We start from the raw sequence: 758 nt of genomic DNA, 5'->3' as shown, positions 1-758 counted from the left end.
AACAGGTGCTTACGGCGTTAATCTTTACGGTTACGATTTCTACAAAGAATGCATGGACGAAGGAATCGCTCAAACACGCGAACTTGGCGCAGCGCTTGGCCCATATCATCCCTTAATCATCAACAATACCGATAAGCTCAAAGACATCTCCGGATTAGACGAAGTGTCTTATCATATGTCGGGCACTGAAGCAGTAATGCAAGCAGTTCGTCTCGCGCATTACCACACAGGTAAGAAACGAACCGTTGTTTTTTGCGGTGCTTATCACGGTTGGTGGGACGGGGTTCAACCCGGCATAGGCAATCCACGAAAAGTGCACGATGTGTATACCTTAAAAGAAATGTCTAACGACACGCTCAGGGTACTTAAAACACGAAAAGACATAGCCTGCGTCTTAGTTAATCCGCTGCAAGCGCTCAACCCAAATGGCGGAAGCAGTAGCGATTCGATGCTGATAGCTAGCGACCGCTCAGCGCATTTTGATAAAGAAGCCTACACAGTATGGCTGAAAGCGCTTCGTGAGATCTGCACCAAGAAAAACATAGTGATGATCATGGACGAGGTATTTCTTGGGTTTCGTTTAGCGAAAGGTGGCGCTCAAGAGTATTTTGGCGTCCAAGCAGATATGGTCACCTACGGAAAAACACTCGGTGGCGGTTTGCCCGTTGGCGTCGTATGCGGCAAAGCAGAACTAATGAAACGCTATAAAGAACACAAGCCGACGGATATATGTTTTGCGCGAGGAACCTTCAACGCAC

Annotated in this window: 1 protein-coding gene; it reads left to right on the top strand. The window is 47.6% G+C overall.

The window, feature by feature from the left end:
• Window positions 1-52: 52 nt before the first annotated feature.
• Window positions 53-758: aminotransferase class III-fold pyridoxal phosphate-dependent enzyme (locus A3739_RS07685; protein ID WP_197472165.1), on the top strand; the 706-nt coding region annotated here is incomplete at its 3' end.

It is taken from the genome of Oleiphilus sp. HI0067 (assembly GCF_001635735.1).
This window is presented reverse-complemented; position numbering and strand designations above follow the sequence as displayed.